Annotated in this window: 14 protein-coding genes; 12 read left to right on the top strand and 2 right to left on the bottom strand. The window is 61.3% G+C overall.

Annotation, left to right across the window (positions count from 1 at the left end):
- Window position 1 precedes the first annotated feature (1 nt).
- From OEG82_RS14290 to OEG82_RS14240, 11 genes are all read left to right on the top strand, one after another.
- Window positions 2-802 (top strand): hypothetical protein, encoded by an 801-nt coding sequence (locus tag OEG82_RS14290; protein WP_267613078.1) that lies wholly within the window; start codon window positions 2-4, stop codon window positions 800-802.
- A gap of 101 nt (window positions 803-903) precedes the next feature.
- On the top strand, window positions 904-2,163 hold the full coding sequence (gene tagH, locus OEG82_RS14285) for a type VI secretion system-associated FHA domain protein TagH (RefSeq protein WP_267613077.1): 1,260 nt from the start codon (window positions 904-906) through the stop codon (window positions 2,161-2,163).
- 133 nt (window positions 2,164-2,296) lie between these two features.
- Window positions 2,297-3,712, top strand: a complete 1,416-nt coding sequence (locus OEG82_RS14280; protein ID WP_267613076.1) for a hypothetical protein — start codon at window positions 2,297-2,299, stop codon at window positions 3,710-3,712.
- Entirely contained in the window at window positions 3,702-4,019 is a 318-nt protein-coding gene (locus OEG82_RS14275; protein WP_267613075.1) for a hypothetical protein, read from the top strand. The genes OEG82_RS14280 and OEG82_RS14275 overlap by 11 nt, the downstream gene beginning before the upstream one ends.
- Window positions 4,020-4,178: 159 nt before the next feature.
- Window positions 4,179-5,510, top strand: coding sequence for a type VI secretion system baseplate subunit TssK (gene tssK / locus OEG82_RS14270; RefSeq protein ID WP_267613074.1), 1,332 nt, complete (start codon window positions 4,179-4,181; stop codon window positions 5,508-5,510).
- A complete protein-coding gene (tssL, locus tag OEG82_RS14265) occupies window positions 5,507-6,985 on the top strand; it encodes a type VI secretion system protein TssL, long form (RefSeq protein WP_267613073.1) in 1,479 nt (492 codons plus the stop codon). The genes tssK and tssL overlap by 4 nt, the downstream gene beginning before the upstream one ends.
- A gap of 31 nt (window positions 6,986-7,016) precedes the next feature.
- A complete protein-coding gene (gene tssM, locus OEG82_RS14260; protein WP_267614960.1) occupies window positions 7,017-10,616 on the top strand; it encodes a type VI secretion system membrane subunit TssM in 3,600 nt (1,199 codons plus the stop codon).
- 1 nt (window position 10,617) lies between these two features.
- A complete protein-coding gene (gene tagF, locus OEG82_RS14255) occupies window positions 10,618-11,319 on the top strand; it encodes a type VI secretion system-associated protein TagF (RefSeq protein ID WP_267613072.1) in 702 nt (233 codons plus the stop codon).
- A 51-nt stretch (window positions 11,320-11,370) separates the two neighbouring features.
- Window positions 11,371-12,138: a PP2C family protein-serine/threonine phosphatase gene (locus OEG82_RS14250; protein WP_267613071.1), complete on the top strand. Its 768-nt coding sequence runs from the start codon at window positions 11,371-11,373 to the stop codon at window positions 12,136-12,138.
- A 17-nt stretch (window positions 12,139-12,155) separates the two neighbouring features.
- Window positions 12,156-13,190: a serine/threonine-protein kinase gene (locus OEG82_RS14245; RefSeq protein WP_267613070.1), complete on the top strand. Its 1,035-nt coding sequence runs from the start codon at window positions 12,156-12,158 to the stop codon at window positions 13,188-13,190.
- Entirely contained in the window at window positions 13,187-14,611 is a 1,425-nt protein-coding gene (locus tag OEG82_RS14240) for a hypothetical protein (RefSeq protein WP_267613069.1), read from the top strand. Before OEG82_RS14245 ends, OEG82_RS14240 begins: the two co-directional genes overlap by 4 nt.
- A 90-nt stretch (window positions 14,612-14,701) precedes the next feature.
- Here OEG82_RS14240 and OEG82_RS14235 read toward each other — a convergent pair whose 3' ends face one another.
- Both OEG82_RS14235 and OEG82_RS14230 read right to left on the bottom strand, forming a co-directional pair.
- The gene (locus OEG82_RS14235) at window positions 14,702-15,106 is read right to left on the bottom strand and encodes a DUF1036 domain-containing protein (RefSeq protein WP_267613068.1); all 405 of its coding nucleotides are present in this window, start codon (window positions 15,104-15,106) and stop codon (window positions 14,702-14,704) included.
- Window positions 15,107-15,150: 44 nt separating this feature from the next.
- Window positions 15,151-15,684 (bottom strand): hypothetical protein, encoded by a 534-nt coding sequence (locus OEG82_RS14230; RefSeq protein WP_267613067.1) that lies wholly within the window; start codon window positions 15,682-15,684, stop codon window positions 15,151-15,153.
- A 407-nt stretch (window positions 15,685-16,091) separates the two neighbouring features.
- Between OEG82_RS14230 and OEG82_RS14225 the strand changes: the two genes are divergently transcribed.
- Window positions 16,092-18,518 (top strand): caspase family protein, encoded by a 2,427-nt coding sequence (locus OEG82_RS14225; protein ID WP_267613066.1) that lies wholly within the window; start codon window positions 16,092-16,094, stop codon window positions 18,516-18,518.
- The last annotated feature ends 71 nt before the right edge of the window (window positions 18,519-18,589 follow it).

Genomic DNA, 18,589 nt, shown 5'->3' with positions numbered 1-18,589 from the left:
CATGTATGTCATCGCAGGTATCGACGGCACCGGAGCCTATAATGATGCGGAGTACAGCCGGCATTTTCGCAACAGCTATGTCAAGCAGTTCTCCTCCAATGTGGGGCCGCCGAGTTTCGGTCACTATCAAAGGGGGCCTTCGATGGAGGGGGCTTCGACCAAGCCACGCGGTGAGGAAGCCGCCCGGCAACTGGTGCAGGCGCTGGCTCCGATGCAGCGCAAGGGCGCGAAGGTCGGCGTGTTTCTGACGGGATTCAGCCGTGGCGGTGCAGCCGCCATCTGGGCTGCCAGGGTTCTGGCAGACAGCAAGATCACCGTGGATGCCATGTTCCTGTTCGACGCGGTCGACCGCGCGGTGGGGCTTGATGTGGATGCAGTTTCACCCAATGTCCGCAGCGTCTACCACGCAAGGCGCTCCACTTCGGCTGAATCCCGGGAGTTCTTCGGCAATTGCGGGGTCAGATACCACAAGGGGTCTACAGTCTATCACTCCAAGTGGTTTCACTGCACCCATGGCGCCGTCGGCGGCACCCCGTGGACGTCAGCCGGATCCGACGGCAAGATCTATGAGGGCAACACCACGATATCGCATGGCATGATGATATTGCTGCCGATGCCATTGTCGGTGCTGGCCCGGTCGCAGCACCATGCCAACAAGACAAAGGTGACGCTGGAACAGGAGAAGTCCGGGTCAGCCAAGGTGTTTGACTGGATGTCGGGTCATTTCGAAGCTGAAAAGCAGAAAGCCATGCTGCGCAACAAATATCGCGATGTCGCAGCCGACCGGTCGAATGTCGGGTGAGGGCGGCGTATGCGCAATGGACATGCTCAATTGCCAAAAAATACAATGGCCTGCACAATGGTTGGCAGGATCGGGACCTACAGAGTTTGGAATAGTGTGGAATGAAGTCGATTACGCTTTTGATCAGCAATTTGGACAGACTGCCCGATGGTGGCCCGCTGAGTTACCGCTCCGAAGGCCGCGCGTTTGAAATCGGCCGTGACAGCGCAAGCGACTGGACATTGCCGGATCCGAAACTGTTCATCTCATCGCGCCACTGCGATATCCGGTTCGACGGGCAGAACTACATCCTCAACGACATCTCGCGCAATGGCACTTTTCTGAACGGGGCACAGCAAAGGGTGAAAAGCCCCTATACGCTGCAACCCGGCGACAAGCTTGCCATAGGCGATTACATCATCACGGTGCAGATCAGCGATGTGCAGCAAGCTGCCTCCGGCGGCACGTCCAGTGATGCGTGGATGTCGGCAGCACCTGCGCCGGCGGCCGATGACGATGATATCTGGGGAGCAGCCACGACCGGTCCGGCGCCGGTGGATCGCAGCGTGTTCAAACCGAAACGACAGGATCAGCCGGTCCATCCGGATTTCGTCAAATCCCATCTCGACCTGCCGCCCGCCCGGTCGGCGGAAGATCCGTTTGCGCCACAGCAAGCGCGTCCGACGCCGGGGGCCAATCCATTCGCGCCGGCAGCCGACCCCGGGTTTCCGCAAGAGCCGCAACCGATCCGCGAGCCAGGCCCTCCGCCGTCGCCCCGGCCTGAAAGCCGCGCCGGCTCTGCCGTGGGCGGCAATGACATGCTTGCCGCATTCAAGCTCGGCGCGCGATTGCCCTCGCATGCCCTGGCGAACCGCAACAGCCAGGAAGTGGCGCAGGAACTGGGCGCGATGATGCTGCTGATTGCCGAGCAGACGGCGCTGCTGCTCAAGGCGCGCGCTTCGGCCAAGGCGATGGTGCGGACCACCGACCGGACGGTGATCGGTGCGCTTGACAACAATCCGCTCAAATTCATGGCCGACCCGACAGAAGCGCTCGAGGCGATGCTGGCGAAGGACCGTTCCGGCTATCTCGACGGCATGCGGGCCTTCCGCGAAGCCTTTGAGGATATCAAGTCGCACGAACTGGCCACCTATTCGGCCATGCAGAAGGCATTGTCGCGGCTGCTTGCCGACATGTCGCCGGAATCCATCGAAGCCAAGGTCGAGAAGTCCGCCTTCTCCAACCGCAAGGCAAAGGCCTGGGAAACATTCGTGCAGCGCTGGGACGCCAAGGTGGAAGCGCATGAGAACGGCATGCTTGACGTGTTCCTGCTGTATTTCTCCGAGGCCTATCAGGAGGCGACGGGAACCAAGCGCAAGTAACGGCGATGCTGTTGCTCTGGTTGCGCCCCAGTAGTGCTCCGTGAATTGTGTTGAAGCGGCCAGAGTGTTTCTTTAGGTTCGTCAATATATTTGGCGGTTTTCTGTCGGGATTGCGGGGCGGCTGAGGAACGGTATGCGTTCATCAACGGACATTGTATCGATCAGCACGGGGCGGGAAACCATCCTGATCGGTCCCTTGTCGGCGTTTGGTGCACAGGCGGCTTCGGTGGTGTTGCGCGAGCGCTTTTCGATCCTGCAGGCGCTGGAGGTGCTGCTCAGCCGGCCAAATTCGGAGCAACTGATCCGTCCGCATCTGAGGAACTGGGGCATGGACCCGGTTTCGCTGCGGGTTGCGACACGTCATACGCTGATCCATGCGCTGGCCCGGTCCGCCAGCAGCGGCGCCATCGGCATCGCCAAGGTCCCCGACGTGACGCTGAGCTTTGCCGGCGCCAGCCTGGACGAGGATTTCAAACAGGCGTCGGTGAAGCCGATTGCCGGCGGGGCACTGCCGCCGGATCTGTCGGACCGGATGATGATCGTCTTCGAGATGGCGCCGCAATATATGGAGGGTGAGACGCGGCTGGCCTTCGAGAATGCGGTTCGCGACCTGGGCATGGGGCTTATCGTCGGCGCGGTCGTCGCTTGGGTTGGCGCCCATTTCATACCCGGCGTCAACATCGCCGTGCTGGCCTTTGATCTGTTTTTCCTTTCGGCCTCCGTCCTGCATGCGCTCGAGCGCGCCCATGAGATTGTCGGCGAAGTCCGCGATGCGAAATCGCGCGCAGAACTCAAGCCGGCGGCGATCGCCATGGCGGCGGTGCTGTCGGTGCTGATCGTCGAAGGCGTGCTCGGGCGTCTGCTCAAGGCCAAGAGCCTGACCAAGGGCGTCGGCAAGACCGGCGGGCATTCGGATGCCAAGCCCAGTGTTGCGAAGCAGGAGCCGAAGACAAGGCAGCGCGACAGGGTCCGCGAGAAATCCGACCCTCCTGAGGAGCCGCCAAACCAGGCATCCCCGGGGCGCAATCGCCAACCCTTCATGAAAAGGAAGACCGGACAGCGCGAGCCCGGTGCGGTTCCGATGGATCCGGCCTTGCGAAAGGAGATCAATGGCGCTGCGCAAGCCCGTGCAAAAGGGCCGATCGAAAAACCCGGCTGGCCGACATTGCGCGGGCAGGAGCGTGGCACGTTCAAAAGCGATCCCGAAGCAGTGACCCTGAAACCGGGCACGAAGCTCTACCGTGTGGTGGACGCTGAATCCAATCCCGACGGGGCATTCTGGAGTCTGGAGCCGCCGCCACGAAGCGAGGCGGACTGGCGCTCCGGATCAGCCGTCCTCAATGACTGGAATGGAGACGGCGCCTATGTCGAACACACGGTGGGAAAAGAGGGGCTCAACGGATGGATGGGACCTGCGCGGGCGCAACGCTCATCGGACGGCGTCAGCGCATTGAAAGGCGGCGCAGATCAATTCGTGATACCTCCGGGTACACTCAAAGCACCTTTGACCCCGAAACCTACACCATGGAACAACCAAAATGGCACTTGATGACGTCAAGCGGGTTCTTGCGAGAGCTGCGGAGCTGAAGGCTGCTCTCGAAGATGCCGGTGAGGCTGACCCCACGGCAAGCCGGCTCGCCGACCTCTTGCAGACCGACATCGCGCTGCTTGAAGCCGCGTCACGGTCCGGTGATGCCGACGAACTCAGTGCCGGATTGATGTTTCCCTCGCTTGATGCACGCGCGGCAGATTCCCTGGGCGGCTTTGAAATGGATGTGCACCCGAAGACACGGCATGAATATGCTGAACTCAACAACGCGATAGTTGAAGCACTTGAATCCTTGGACTTGATTTGAGTTCGCAACCATATTTTCTAAGCAGCATTCCAGGACGTAGTGTGGAGCCGCGCATGATTAAGGACCAAATTAAAATCATTCCGATATCGATGTTTAGTTGAACAAACCGCCAAGTGTTTGATAGCGTAGCGCAACGATAAAATTGGGGGATTGCGTCGCATGTCATGGTACAGCAAGGTTGTTTGGTCTGAAGGTTTGTTTCTGCGGCAGCACCACCTTCAGCAGAATGACCGTTATGTTGAGCATTTGCTGGATCTGCGCGTGCGCCACACGACACCTTACCCTTGGGGTTTTGCTTCGCTCGAGATCGACCGGGACCTTGCCCAGCAGAACAAGTTCGGAATCAGGCGCGCTTCAGGTGTGTTCCAGGACGGCACACCGTTTGATCTGGGCGAGACCTCCCCGGTTCCCGCGCCTGTGGATGTGCCCGAGGGGTCGGAACGGCGTTATGTCTACCTGACCTTGCCCGGCATCGAGCCGAATGAACGCGAGATCGACATGCCCGAGGGCAAGAGCGGCAGCCGGTTTACCCGCTCGCTGGAGCGGGTGATGGATTCATCGTCGGGCATGCATGTCGAGGAAGAGATCGAAATTGCCCATCCGCGGGTGGAGATTTCGATCAGCGAGGTGCCGAAACCGCGCCATAACAATCTGCTGATTTCGCGCATCGTCGAAGTCCGCGACAAGACCATCATCCTCGATGATACCATCGCGCCGCCGGTGCTGGTCTGCCATGCGCATCCGGAGCCGATGGGATGGCTCGACCGGGTGATCGGCTGGGTCGATACCCGGCTCGAATCGCTGGCGCGGTATGCCACCGATCCGAGTTCCGGCGGCGGTCTGCAAGCCTATGATTATTTCATGCTGCAGATGCTCAACCGCGAAATCAACGTGCTCAAGCACTATCGCGCTTCCAAATATGTCCATCCCGAAAAACTCTATATCGAGTTCCTCAGGCTGGCGGGGGAGCTGTCGACCTTCTCCGGAAGCCGGCTGGTTCCGGAATTTCCGCGATATGACCATGACAATCTGCACGAGATCTTCGCGCCGCTGCTGAGCACCATCCAGCGCCTGCTCAGTCTCGATATCGGCCGTGCGATCCGGCTTGACCTGACCGAAGTGCGGGCCAATGCCTATATGGCCAATGTCAATGACCGGACGCTGTTCAGCAAGGCGACCTTCATCATCGAGGTTGCCGCGTCGATGCCGTTGTCGCAGATCCAGATGCAGTTTCCCGACCTGGTCAAGGTCGGTCCCAACACCAAGATGAAGGAAATCGTCCAGACACATCTTCCGGGCATTGCAGTCGTGCACATGCCGACACCGCCGCGGCAGATCCGGACGATCACCGATCATGTCTATTTCCAGCTGGAGAAGAACACGCCGCTGTGGCCGGAATTCAGCGTGGCAAGCGGGCTGGCGATGCATTTTGCCGGCAACTGGCCGGATCTTCAGCTTGAATTGTGGGCGATCCTGGATGACCGGCAATGAGCGATCCTGACGATCCATTCGGCGCCGGCAATGGCAACAGGACGGTGATCCGTCCCAGACCCGGCGGGGCCGCGAGCCCCTCCGGTTTCGGGTCGGCGCCGGCGAGCCCGGGGTCGACGGTTTTCTCCAACCAGCCATTCGGTTCGCCTGCCGCAAACACTGGTGGTCCCACCGACTGGGTGTCGCAGCAATCGCCTGAAACCGCACCGAAACAAGCACCGCCCAGACCGACACGCAAGATCCCGCTCAATGTCGCCATTGCCGCCCACAGCAATGCCGAGGTCAAGACCACCAATCCGATCACTCAGGCTGCGGTGCCGCTGCTGGTGCTTTTGGGTCGGTTGCGGCAGCTGGTTGTGGACATGGACGCAGTGCCGCTGATGCAGCATGTCGCGCGCTCGATCAATGAATTCGAACGCACCCTGCTGGCGCGCGGCATTGACCAGGAACAGGTGCAGATCGCCAAATACACCCTGTGCGCCACCGCCGATGACATTGTCCAGAACCTGCCGGGAACCGAAAAGCATGTCTGGCTGCAATACAGCATGCTGGCACAGTTTTTCGGCGCCCGGACCTCGGGCACGGTGCTGTTTGACAAGATCCGCCAGTTGCTGGCCAATCCGACCGTCTATTACGATCTGCTGGAGCTGATCCATTCCTGTCTCTCGCTAGGCTTCGAGGGACAATACCGCTCCGCAGCCGGCGGCGACATCGAGTTGCAGCGGATCCGGCGGGATGTCTTCCAGACGCTTCGGACTGTCAAGCCGCGGGGAACCGACGAGATTTCACCGCGCTGGCGCGGCGTCATCACCAAGATGCGGGTATCGGGCGGCGGCATGCCGCTGTGGGCGATCGCGGGGCTGATGCTGGCCTTTCTGGCCGGGGTCTACATGCTGCTGCGCTTCATCATTGCCGGTGAGGGCGATGCCATGGCGCAGACCATGGTGCAGCTTCATCCGAAGTCGGCCATCGAAATCCGCCGAGAGGAATTCACTCCGATGGTGGCCGAGGTGTTCGAGGCCGACCAGGCCCAGCTCGACCGCATTCGCAACGCGCTGGCGCCGGAAATCGAGGAAGGCCTCGCGGACGCTTTCATCAAGGGTGAGAAAATCGTCGTGGCGGTGAGCAACGTGCTGCTGTTTCCCTCGGGCAGCGCCGATGTGACCCCGGAATTCGAGCCTCTGGCAAACCGGATCGCAGTCGCGCTGGACAAGGAGCCGGGGCCGATCAACATCATCGGCCACACCGACAATGTCAAACTGCGCGCCACCAGCCGGTTCAAGTCGAATTATGACCTGTCGGTCAAACGCGCCGAGTCCGTGGCCGCCCTGATCCTCAAATTCATTGCCCAGCCGGAGCGGATCACTGTGACCGGCCGCGGCGAGGACGATCCGGTCGCCAGTAATGACACTGCGGAGAACCGGGCCAAAAACCGAAGGGTGGAGATCAACATACCCCGGGAGGAGTCCCTGTGAGCGAAGACGCGATGATGAGGGCAGCCACGTGATGCGGACGAAACTGAAAAAGTTCATTCGCTGGGCTTTTGTGCCGCTGGCGCTTGTCATCTTTTCGCTGGCAATCTGGTTCGCCGGACCGCTGATCGAGATTGCCGACTATCCGCCGCTGGCCGGTTTCTGGACCCGGTTGCTGATCATCCTGCTGATCTGGACGGTCTATCTGGGACTGACAGCCTGGAAATATTATAAGCGCCGCAAGGCCGAAAAGGCGCTGGAACAGGCCATTGTCGCCGAGCCGGAGGCCGGAGATGACGAGGAACTGTCGCAACGCATGTCGGATGCGGTGGAGACCTTGCGCAAGGCTTCGGACGGCCGGAACTTTCTCTATGATCTGCCCTGGTATGTGATCATCGGTCCTCCCGGCGTTGGCAAGACCACGGCGCTGGTCAATTGCGGGCTGAAATTCCCGCTGGCGGCCGATGGCGAGAACGCCTCCGTGGCCGGCGTCGGCGGCACGCGCTATTGCGACTGGTGGTTTGCCGAGGATGCGGTGCTGATCGACACCGCAGGGCGCTACACGACGCAGGACACCGACGCGGAATCCGATACCAAGAGCTGGCTGTCTTTCCTGTCTCTGCTGAAGAACAACCGGCCGAAACAACCGATCAACGGCGTGATCCTGGCCACAAGCCTGGAAGACCTGATGCGTCTTCCGCAGGAGGAGATCGATGCGCATGCGACCGCGATCCGCAAGCGGCTGCTTGAACTCTACCAGGAGCTCAAGATCGATTTTCCGGTCTATGCGCTGTTTACCAAGTCCGACCTGATCGCCGGATTCAACGAATTCTTCTCGTCATTTCCGGATGAGCGGCGACGCCAGGTCTGGGGTGCGACCTTCCAGACCGATGATCGCAAGAAGAATTGCGTCGGCATGGTGTCCAGTGAATTCGACGATCTGGTCATGCGCCTGACCGAGGAAACCGCCGACCGGTTGCAGGCCGAGCCCGATCCGATGGCGCGGATTGCGATTTTCGGATTTCCGGCGCAGATGGCCAGCCTGCGTGATCCGGTGTCGAAATTCCTGCAATCGATTTTCGAGCCGACCCGCTATCACGCCAATGCCCATCTCCGCGGCTTCTATTTTTCGTCCGGCACGCAGGAAGGCACGCCGTTCGACCAGGTGCTCGGCGCGATGGGGAAGGACTTTTCCGCCCAACCGGTTGCCCACATGTCGGGCCGGGGCAGGAGCTACTTCCTGCATGACCTGCTGACCAAGGTTGTGTTTCAGGAGTCGGGCTGGGTGTCGCAGGACATGAAGGCCGTGCGGCGCTCGCAGATTGTCCGCTATGGCGCCATCGCGGTGATGGCGCTGGGGGCCATCGGACTGACCTCGGCCTGGCTGTGGAGCTATTACCAGAACCGGAACCTGGTGGCGGCAGCCAACGCCTCGATTGCCGAATATCGCGGCATTGCCGGTGCGGCGCTCAATGATGACGTGGTCAGCGACAATGATTTGCACACGGTGCTCGACCTTCTGCACAAATTGCGCAATCTCGAAACCGGCTATGCCAATCAGGACAAGGAACCGGGCTATCTCGAGACCTTCGGGCTGAGCCAGCGGGCAAGATTGACTGCGGCCGGAAACGAAGCCTATCGCGCCGCGCTCGAACGCACTTTCCGCTCCCGCCTCGTCTACCGCCTCGAACGGCAGATCGAAGCCAGCATCAATGATCCGGCGGTGATCTATGAGGCGCTCAAGGTCTATCTGATGCTGGGCGGCAAGGCGCCGAAGACAGACAATGAATTCATCATTTCATGGATGGTGAGGGACTGGGAGGACAATCTCTACCAGGGGGCGGGCAACAAGCGCGGACGCGAGGAGCTCGAAGCGCATCTGCGGGCCATGCTGGAACTGGATGACGCGGAAGAGCCCCAGATCGAGCTCAACGGCGCCCTTGTTGCATCGGCACAGAAGGCGTTGGTGCGGTTGTCGCTGGTCGATCGCGCCTATTCGCTGATCAAGGGGGAGGCCAGTGGTGCCAATATTCCCGACTGGTCGCTGGTCGATGCCGGCGGCGGCGACACCGCGCTGGTGTTCGAAACGGTAGACGGCTCGCCGGTCGAGGATCTGCGCATTCCCGGCCTGTTCACCTATGGCGGGTTCCACGACTATTTTCTCGACCAGCTCGGTGCGGTCGCCACCAAGCTGTCTGCCGAAAGCTGGGTGCTCGGCGAGGAAGGCGCCAAGGCCAAGGTTGAATCGCAGTTCCAGTCGCTCGGCAACATGCTGCTCGAAAAATACCGCCAGGATTTCGTTGCTGCCTGGGAAGGATTGTTCGGCAAAGTGCGGCTGAAGCGGATGTCGGCAGACAAGCCGGAATACACCACAATCGCCTTCGCCTCGTCAGCCAATTCGCCGATCCGCAACCTGTTCCTGTCTGTTGCAAGAGAGACCAGCCTGACCAAGGAACCCGATGGCGCTGCTGGCGCAGGCGTTGCGGATCTGGTCGATGGCGCCACCGATCCCGGCCTTGGCACGGAACTGGCGCGGATCGCTGTACAGCGCGCCCGCGACCGGGCCACCGGATGGTCCAGAATCGGGATCAACCTGGCGCTGAAGAAATCCCAAAGCCGCCTCGGCGCAGGCGGGGCCGCGCAACGGCCGACCGTGCCGGGCGAAAACATCGAAGGCTATTTCCGCCCCTATCACCAGCTTGTGGACGGCGAAGTGGGACGGCGGCCGATCGACACGCTGATCACGACGCTTTACGAAATCTACCAGAGCCTGATCCTGGCGGCCACGAACCCGTCGCAAACGGAACGGGCGACGGCCAATCTCCAGGTGCAGATCGTCAATCTCCGCGCCAATGCGTCACGCCTGCCGACGCCGCTGCAGCGGATGATGGAGGTCGCGGTGTCCGATTTCGAGGGGGATGCGGCCGGCTCCACGATATCGCAGCTCAATCAGGCGTTAAACAGCGAGGTCACCCGGGTGTGCCAGGATGTGACGGCCAACCGCTATCCTTTTGCGCGCGGCAGCGGGCGCGATGTCCAGATGTCCGAATTTGCCCGCGTGTTTGCGCCCAATGGCGCCATCGACAAGTTCTTTGCCAACCGTCTGGCCACCTATGTCGACATGTCTGGCGAGCAGTGGGACTGGAAAGTGGATTCGGTGATCGCCCAGGAAATGTCGAAGGCAACCTTGCGCGAGTTCCAGCGCGCGTCGGAAATCCGCGATGCCTTCTTCCCATCCGGCTCGCCGCAGATCGGGCTGAGCATGGTGGTCCGGCCCAACACGATCTCCGGCAATGCCGAATTGGCGTTGATGGAGGTCAATGGAACGGTGATTCAGTCGCAGCAGGTCGGCAATGCGCCCGTCAGCATGACCTGGCCGGGCACCGGCGCCGGTTCGGCCAGCATCACGATCTTTCCGGAGCTGCCGGGCCGGAAATCCACCATCACGGAATCCGGACAGTGGGCTTTCATGCGGTTGATCGAAAAGGGCGGGGCCAGCCGCAGCGGCGACGGCATTGCCGTGAGATTCGTGATCGGCGGGCGCGAGGTGTCCTACAAGATCGAGGTCAATTCGCTCAGGAACCCGCTGACCCTGCCTGCGCTGAATGATTTCAAATGTCCGGCGGGCTTTTGAGATGCCGGTGGGATTGTACGGCAAGTATCCGGAAAAGCGCGATTTCATTGCCTTGAACATGCCGCGCCCGGTGCTCCAGCCGCTGGAGAAATGGATCCAGTCCGGGCTTGCCGCGAGCAAGGAGAAACTCGGCCGTGCCTGGGGGGATCATTACATGATCCAGCCGATCTGGAGCTTTCGGCTGGGGGCTTCCATCACGGGCGTCGATTGCCTGGGGGCGATGGCGCCATCGGTCGACGGCGTCGGGCGGACCTTTCCGCTGGTGATCCTGGCGCACGCGCCCGAGGAATCGGGCGGCTATCCGTCGATTGGCGTGCTCGACCCCGACCACTGGTTCCCCGATGTTCATGACAGATTGCTGCATGCGCTTGATGAAGAAGCTCCGGGCGAGCCGCGCGAGCTTCTTGATGGCGTGGCCGAGCCGGGATGCCTGGCAGCGGACCAGTCCGCCGGTGTGTCGACGATTGCCAACGGGCAAAGGACGCTGTTTGCGGAGGGTGAGCTCAAGGCAGCATTTGGACACATTAGCGAGATCGGATCCAGGCAGACCGACAGGATGACGTCGGTGTGGTGGACATCGGGCAGTGAGACTGTTCCCGCCCAGGTGGCCGTCTTCACCGGGATGCCGGATGTCTGGTTCATGGCGGACATGATGTCCGGCAGTTCTGCGGAAGCCCAGGCCGGCTGGCCGGACAAGACCTGAGGAGAGCGCCGCAGTGTTGATGACTGAACTGAAAAGACAAAGGACGAGTGAATGAACAGCCGCCCGTTTCAGATCAACAGTTATTCATTGTCCCATGTCGGCTGTGTGCGCCGGCTCAACGAAGACAGGTATTACGCTGACCCCAAGACAGGCATCTGGGTCGTCGCCGACGGCATGGGCGGCCACGATGCCGGGGATCTGGCCAGCGAGGCGATTGTCCAGGGGCTGCGCGATCTCAAGGATGCGACCTCGGCCGTTTCCCTCGACGAGCAGTTTCGCGAGCGCATCCTGCGCGCCAATGCCCAGATCCGGCAGCTTTCCATTGACCGGGGCAATGTGGTCATCGGCAGCACGGTCGTCGGGCTCTTGTGCTTTGGCGACGCCTATCGCTGCATCTGGTCGGGAGACAGCCGGGCCTATCTTTTGCGTGGAGACACGCTGACGCAATTGTCGCGCGACCACACCGAGGTTCAGGACCTTTTCGATCGAGGCATGCTGACGTCCGAAGAAGCAGCGAACTATCCGCGCAAGAATGTCATCACCAGTGCCGTCGGGGTGAGTGAAAATCCGCATTTCGATGTGGCCGACGGCCGGGTTCAGACCGGAGATACTTTCCTATTGTGCAGTGACGGGCTGACCACGCATGTTTCCAACCCCGAGATCGGAGAAATCATGGCCGGGCGGCGGGTGCGCGAAATGTGCGAATGCCTGATTGAGCTTGCGCTCGACAGGGGCGGCACCGATAATGTCACCGTCAATGCTGTCCAGTTTCATGCCTCCAAGGCGACGATACCTGTCAACTTCCTGGAACAGGCCTGAAAGGAGAATTTGGGTCTATGAGTGACCAGGAAAAAACCCTTATCAAGTCGATCGTCGGTCTCGGGCCGGGCACCCAGTTGAACGGGTTGTTCGAGATCGATGAAAAGATCGCGTCCGGCGGAATGGGGGAGGTGTTTCGCGGTCACGAGATCATGAGCGGCCATCCCATCGCCATCAAGATCGTGCTGTCGGAACTGGCCAAGGACGAAACGATTGTCGGGTTGTTCAACAAGGAAGCCCGGATCCTGCGCGATTTCAATCATCCGGCGATCGTCCGCTACATGGCGTTCGGCACCGATCCGGCGATCGGAAGGCCCTATCTGGTGATGGAATTCATCAACGGGCCCTCGCTGGCCGAACGGCTGGAAGAAGGTCCGCTGGCGCTCGAGGAAGCCAAGAACCTGTTCGGACGGCTGGCATCCGGGCTTGATGCCGCGCACGAACTTGGCGTCATTCACCGCGACATTTCATCCGACAATGTCATCCTTGCCGGCGGTGCAGTCGCCAATGCCAAGATCATCGATTTCGGCATTGCGCGAACCAGCAAGAGCGCGACGCTGCTCGACGGCAAATTTGCAGGCAAGTACAATTTCGTGTCGCCGGAGCAACTGGGGCTGTTCAACAGCAACATCTCGGAAGCCACTGACATCTACAGTTTCGGCCTGCTGATGGTCAATGCGCTGCGCGGCACGCCGATCGACATGAACGGAACCCAGGTCGAAATCATCGAAAAACGCCGCAGCGTTCCCGACATTTCCGATATCGACGCGACGATGCGGCCCATCATCGAGCTGATGCTGCAGCCCAATCCGGCCGACCGGACCGTGACCATGGCCGATATTGCCGACTGGTTCATCCAGCGGCGGGAGCGCTCGTCGCCACCCCGGCCGATTCCGACCGCACCGCCCAAGCCATATCGCAAGGACGCCGGGATGGACAAGCCCGCGGCAATGCCGGTCACTGCTGCAAGTCCCTTCCTGGAGCAGGATCTCGACACTGCAACACCCCCGATGGCGTGGCGGATGTCCCGGATCAGCCGGCTGTGCGGGTGAGTGAACAGCCCGGAGCCGCGGCGCCAGCTCCCAATGCCGCGCCGATCGAGGAGCACGGCCTGGTGACCGACCCCTTGCCGACGCCCGGTGATGACTTGCCGGAAACCGGCATGCCCGGACCGGAGGACCTGGCCGCGGAGTCGGGGCCACAAGGTAAGGCCGGGCTTACTGATCACGAACTTGCGCCCGGCACTCCTGACACGGGAGCGGAGGCTGCGATCGGAGCCGCTCCGGCCGGCAGTGAAGCTGCGCCGGGGCCTGATGGCGACGTCGCGAACATCCCGGACAGTCCGGGCCCGGACGACCTTGATGAACTTCTCAAACCATTGATGGCCCCGGAGGGTGGGGCGGCAAAGATTGAGGCCGAGCCGTTGCCGATGGAGCCTGCTGCGGCCGATCACGACCCATTGCCGCTGACGCCGCCTGCAATTGCGGCTCGGAGCAAGGCGCGCGGCGATACGGTGCCGCCCGCAACCCGGCATCCGCCTCCGGCCAGGCGATCCGGCAAGGCCGGGATGCTGATTGCAGCGTTGTTGGTGTTGGCCGGAGGCCTTGGTGGAGGCTACTGGTATGTGAACCAGAATGGCGGGCCGGATGCCGATACAGGGAGGTCCTCGGGCCTGACGCCGACGGTGGAAAGGGACGACGCGAGTGAGGGTGGTTCTGCTGGCGATGACGATGTTGCGCTGCTGACCCCGCCGGAGCCCCCGGTGCGTCCACGCAAGCTGACGCCGCCGCCGGACGTGGAGGCACCGGAACCGGGCTCCGACAGTGAAACCCTTCGTGGCGAGCTCGGAGAGATTGGTGCGCGGCTTGCCTGGGTGCGGGAATATGATGGTGGTGACTGCTTTTTCGCGCGCGGAACAGCCGCCGGCGCCGAAGAAATCCGGATCGAGGGCATCGGCAACAACAATGCCGAATTTGCCGCTCTGGAGCGTGATTTCACCGGCGCTTTCGGATTTGAGCCGGGCATCGAGGTTCGCCCGATCGTGGAGCGGCAATGCGGCATCACCCGGTTCCTCGCCGGCCTGGCCGTCGATGACCTGCCGACGGTTCGGATGGAGCTTAACAGCGACCAGCTCAAGAGCGGGGACTCGCTGCAGGGCAAGCTTTCGGGCTTGACCAAGCCGAACACGGTGCTCTACCTGATCGACAATGACGGCTTCGTCTACCAGATCGATCAATTCCTCAAGCGGGATGGCGACGCCGGGAGCTTCAACATCAAGCTGGTGGAGCTGGCGAGCCGGGATCCATTGCCGCAGGTGGTGATTGCACTGACCTCGGAGCAGCCGATCCGCGGCGCGGCGCTGGCCCAACCGACAACGGTCGCCACCTTCATGCCGAAGCTGCTGGAATCCATCCGCAGCGACGATATCGAGCTCGAATACGCATTTTCCTTCTTCCTGCTGGGAGGAACATAGGAACTTTGATAAAGGGGCAGGGCGAAGGCCACTTGTCCCAGACGGCCCGTCCTTGGTGGGAAAGTCCTGATTCGCGGGCCGGCCGCAACCCTATTCTGAGCCCTTCAGGAAGACAGTCCAGCGCTCTTGCGACTGGGTGTCGACTTCCAGAAAATTGGCATTGCGGTGACCGCGGACCCAGCATTCCTCGGTGCCCCGGATGAAAAACTTGGCCACATCCACACAGGCAGACACGTCGCCTGCCAGAACCGGCTGGGCAAAAACGTCTTCTGCATAGAGGTAATAATAGCGGTTTTGCAGCGGCTGGCGAATGATCTCGGAGCAGCGGTTGGCGCCAATGCTCCACCATCCCTCGGTCTGGAATTCACCGGTTTCCTCATAGCCAAGCGACACGTTGAGAACGTCAAGTGATTGATTGCACACAACGAGTTCGGCCCGGGACGGGTGGGTTGCGGCAAGCAACAGAACAAGCAACGCGGCGTAGAGTTTCAGCATTCCTTGCAAGGCATCCCTCGTGTCGCTCAATCCCGATGCCGAATTCATCTGATTTGTGCATCCCGACTTAACCATCTGTACACCAGTCCGAAAATTATGCTGTAGTGTTCAACTGATATTATTGGTTGTTCATCAAAAATGAGTTGCATTGAAAACCACCAGTTGTCATGAGATGATTGGACAAATAAGGAAAAGGAAATTGCGATGACATCCTGCGCAAAGACACTTGCTGTCGGTCTGGTGCTTGCAGCATCTGTCACTTCTCCGGTTCTGGCCGACTCGACTGCGGCGGATTCTGTCCCCGGCGTGTCGATGGAGGTCGTTTCCAGTATATCCGGAAAAGCGGCTGATGATTCCGTCAAAAGCGGATTTCCGATGTTTTCCATTCTTTTTGGCCGCGCACCGGTTCCCACGCCCAAGCCCGAGGTTACCACGCGGACAACGACAGAGCAGCCGGTTGTGGTCGCTCCATCGCTCAGAACTCTGAAAACTCCGAGCCAGGTGGCAGCGAGCCGGCAGAATGCGCGCAATCTTGCCGCCGCCGATCGACGGATCCCGTCGGCACTGCCGCCGGTCATCGGTTCGTTTCGCTAAGCTTAAGAAAACAGTCTCTGCATTCTTGGCCTCTAGATAAGACTTGATTGCTTTCCCTGTGTCGTCTCTAATAACAGAGATGATGATAGGGAGCCGGTAGATGAGAGTTGTTGTCTTTGTCGCGTTGGCCTGCGTATCAATGGCCGGATGTAGCACGACAAGTGCGCCCGAGGTCCCCAAGGCAACTAAACCTGACTTGGTTGGCAAGGTGAGTTCGCAGCCGGGCAACTGTTTCTTCAGGGATGCAGCCGGAAAAGTATTCATCTCCGCCTGTCCGTAATGGGCCCGGGACTGCATGTCGGCCAATGTCTGCGATCGTGGACGACCGGAGCCGGAAACCCTCCAGGATCGGGACTGTAATGGTCTGCGACAGCCAGAGGTACTGTTTCGAATGAGCGCGTGGTTCAAATCAGGACTTGTTGTCGTCTTTCGGACGCTGCTTGCTGTTGCGCTGGTGTTCACGCAAATGCCGCTGACGGCGCAGGCGCAGGCGGGAAGTGTCGGCGCAGGCCGTCTGGCGCTGGTGATCGGCAATTCCAACTACCAGCACATTCCCACGCTCAAGAATCCCGAACGCGATGCTGCGCTGATTTCGTCGACGCTGCGGGATCTGGGCTTCGATGTCATCGAGAAAACCGATCTGGACCGCGATGGCTTCGAGGCGGCGGTGTCGGAAGCGCTCGCGAAAGCCCCCGACACCAGCGCGGTCCTGTTTTATTTCGCCGGTCACGGATTTCAGCTCGGCGGACGGAATTATCTGGTGCCAACGGACGCGACGCTGACGGACAGGGCACGGATTTCGGAAGAGACATTGTCGCTCGACAGCCTGATCGGCCAGTTGCAAAGCCGCGACCGGCAAACCTTGCTGTTGCTTGATGCCTGCCGCAACAATCCGCTGCCGCGCGCATCGCGGGACAATGCCTTCAATGACGGACTTGCCCAGATAGAGACCGGCAGCGGCACCTTCGTGGCCTTTGCCACTCAGCCCGGCAACATCACCAATGATGGTGCCGGCGCCAACAGCCCGTTCAGTCTCGCACTTGCCGAGCACATGCCTACGGAAGGCATCAGTATTTCCGACATGATGATCAGGGTGCGCAACACGGTTGAGGAAACGACGCTGCAAAAGCAGACGCCGTGGGACCAGTCCTCGCTGCGGTCGCAGTTCTACTTCAATGCGCTGGAGGAAGACAGCGACGCCCTGACGGACGAGGATCTCGAACTGCTGGCGCAACTCGATCCCGAGCTTCTGGAAAAGTTCAAGAAGCGGTTCGGCCTCAATTTCGAAGAGGCTGACGATGGCGAACCCCAGTCCGAGATGGTCGCCACCGTTGTTCCGGCCTTGCGCATCGAGGCTGCGAGCGAGCCGATACCGGAGATGGTCAATGCCGAATTGTCGCTGACGCCGGCTGTCGATCTCGAGGCGGAAACGACCGTTCGTGCCATGCCCGATGTGCCGGCGGAGAATGCGCCGCAGGGTCCGACGGATATTGCCCTGCTGGACATGCCGGCCGCCAAGCCGGGCCTCCTGATCACGCCTGGTCTCGTGATTTCGGGCGGCGGCGCGCAGCCGCAGCCTGCGCCGCCCGCAGCAGGCAGCGATCCGGCCGGGGATGCAATCGCGCCCGCGCCTGTTCCCGCCGCGTCGGCGGGTGTATCCGGTGATGATGCCGAGATTGTCGCAGACCCCGCCGGCGACGGCCTGAACTTCACCATTCCGCTGCCGCAGCAGCGTCCGGATCCGGCACCGGAGCCGGACATCGAGATTGCATTGGCAGCACCGGAAATCGTGCTCTCCACGGCGCCGCCGGCGGTGCCTGCCCCCGCCGTGGCGACGCCGCAAATTCCGGTGCCGGAAGCCCGACCAACGGGGCGGCTGCAGCTTGCGCCCCCTGACGTGATTTCCGACGACCCGGTGACGGAGCCCGGTGCGCCACGCGAAGAGGCAACAGCCGAAGATCCGGCGGCCGCGGATGGTGCGCTGCCCAGCCCCGAACCCGCGCCGAGACCGACAATGATGATCGTCGCGCCCGAGCCCTTGCCTTCGACCGTTCCGCCGGAGCTTGCGCCCGTGGATGTCGCAGCGCTGATGCCGGAGTTCACGCCGCCAAGCCAGCTCAGCGCGGCGCCGGTCATCGCAGCCATTGCGCCAGACCCGGTCCCGGAGCGAAAAGTCCAGGCCGGAGCGGACAAGCCGGTTGCGGCGCCACTACCGGATATAAAGGCCACATTGGCGCAGCCTGAGGGAGCCGCGCCGGTTCTCACGCCGACTGCCACGCCTGCGCCGACGCCGGCTTCGCCTGCTGCCGAAGCCGTGGTCGAACTGGCGGCGCTCGACCCTGCGACCTCCGGTCCCGGCGCACTCGAGATGGTGCCGGAATCGCCGTTGCCTGAACCGGCGCCGGTGGTTGATCTCGAGGAGTTGCGCAAGTCGCTGGCGATGAAGGCCCAGACCGAGCTTCAAAGGCTGGGCTGTTACCGCAGCGCCATTGATGGCGATTGGGGCCCGAAATCGGCCCGCGCGCTGCTCCGCTATTATGCCGAACAGAAATTGACGCCGGATGAGACCGACCCCAGTGAAGCGCTGATCAGCATGCTGTCTGCCGAAACCACCGTCGTGTGCAAGACCACGGTGAAGGCGAAGCCCACAGTCAGCAAAAAGAGCACGGCCACTGCGCCGGCGGCGAAAACGACTCGCAAAGTCTCCAAGCCGGTGGCGAAACGGTCGAGCCCGCCCAAGAAGGCCGTGGCAGCCAAGGCGCCGGCATCGAAGTCGAAGAAACTCAAGAGCGGCAGCATGATTGGCGCTTTCAGGTAGGTTCGCTGTCGCCGCTGCCGGCAACCCGGTTTCTGGACGCAGCTGTTGTTGGTCTGTCCGACCGGAGTGTG

The sequence above is a fragment of the Hoeflea ulvae genome (assembly GCF_026619435.1).
Taxonomy (GTDB): domain Bacteria; phylum Pseudomonadota; class Alphaproteobacteria; order Rhizobiales; family Rhizobiaceae; genus Hoeflea; species Hoeflea ulvae.
This window is presented reverse-complemented; position numbering and strand designations above follow the sequence as displayed.

Excerpts from the sequence above, each read along its gene's own strand:
- tssL (WP_267613073.1), top strand. The coding sequence starts at position 5,507 with ATGAGCGATCCTGACGATCCATTCGGCGCCGGCAATGGCAACAGGACG.
- tagF (WP_267613072.1), top strand. The coding sequence starts at position 10,618 with ATGCCGGTGGGATTGTACGGCAAGTATCCGGAAAAGCGCGATTTCATT.
- OEG82_RS14290 (WP_267613078.1), top strand. The coding sequence starts at position 2 with ATGTATGTCATCGCAGGTATCGACGGCACCGGAGCCTATAATGATGCG.
- OEG82_RS14225 (WP_267613066.1), top strand. The coding sequence starts at position 16,092 with ATGAGCGCGTGGTTCAAATCAGGACTTGTTGTCGTCTTTCGGACGCTG.
- OEG82_RS14235 (WP_267613068.1), bottom strand. The coding sequence starts at position 15,106 with ATGCTGAAACTCTACGCCGCGTTGCTTGTTCTGTTGCTTGCCGCAACC.
- OEG82_RS14230 (WP_267613067.1), bottom strand. The coding sequence starts at position 15,684 with ATGACCGGCGGCAGTGCCGACGGGATCCGTCGATCGGCGGCGGCAAGA.
- OEG82_RS14275 (WP_267613075.1), top strand. The coding sequence starts at position 3,702 with ATGGCACTTGATGACGTCAAGCGGGTTCTTGCGAGAGCTGCGGAGCTG.
- OEG82_RS14245 (WP_267613070.1), top strand. The coding sequence starts at position 12,156 with ATGAGTGACCAGGAAAAAACCCTTATCAAGTCGATCGTCGGTCTCGGG.
- OEG82_RS14280 (WP_267613076.1), top strand. The coding sequence starts at position 2,297 with ATGCGTTCATCAACGGACATTGTATCGATCAGCACGGGGCGGGAAACC.
- tssM (WP_267614960.1), top strand. The coding sequence starts at position 7,017 with ATGCGGACGAAACTGAAAAAGTTCATTCGCTGGGCTTTTGTGCCGCTG.
- OEG82_RS14250 (WP_267613071.1), top strand. The coding sequence starts at position 11,371 with ATGAACAGCCGCCCGTTTCAGATCAACAGTTATTCATTGTCCCATGTC.
- tagH (WP_267613077.1), top strand. The coding sequence starts at position 904 with ATGAAGTCGATTACGCTTTTGATCAGCAATTTGGACAGACTGCCCGAT.
- tssK (WP_267613074.1), top strand. The coding sequence starts at position 4,179 with ATGTCATGGTACAGCAAGGTTGTTTGGTCTGAAGGTTTGTTTCTGCGG.